The organism is Tessaracoccus sp. ZS01, from assembly GCF_022342445.1.
Classification (GTDB): Bacteria; Actinomycetota; Actinomycetes; order Propionibacteriales; family Propionibacteriaceae; genus Arachnia.
Genome location: NZ_PQFE01000036.1, coordinates 1 through 405, shown reverse-complemented (window position 1 = coordinate 405; position 405 = coordinate 1). Strand labels below are relative to the sequence as shown.

Genomic DNA, 405 nt, shown 5'->3' with positions numbered 1-405 from the left:
GGGCGTTAATCATCAGGGCGCTGGGCGTGTCCCTGTTTGTTACGATTGTGGGAACCGTCCTTGGAACGCTTCTCACCACACTGATGGGTTATGTTTTATCCAGACCGGACTACAAACTGAATGGATTTCTGACCATGCTGGTTTTCATTCCTATGGTATTTAACGGAGGCCTGGTTTCTACATACTTCATCGTATCCCAGTTTCTGCATTTAAAGAATACTTTGTGGGCGCTGATCCTGCCCCTGTCGGTATCTTCCTTTAATGTGGTCATATGCAGGACGTTTTTCAAGACGACCATACCGGAGGAACTGATCGAATCGGCTAAAATGGATGGGGCGACGCAGTTTAAGATATTCTTTCAGATCGTGCTTCCCATCTCCCTGCCGGTTATTGCAACCATTGGAC

Annotated in this window: 1 protein-coding gene; it reads left to right on the top strand. The window is 47.4% G+C overall.

Annotated elements, in window-relative coordinates:
- A partial coding sequence (locus C3E87_RS14470) for an ABC transporter permease subunit (RefSeq protein ID WP_143571071.1) occupies positions 1 to 405 on the top strand: 405 nt, incomplete at both ends.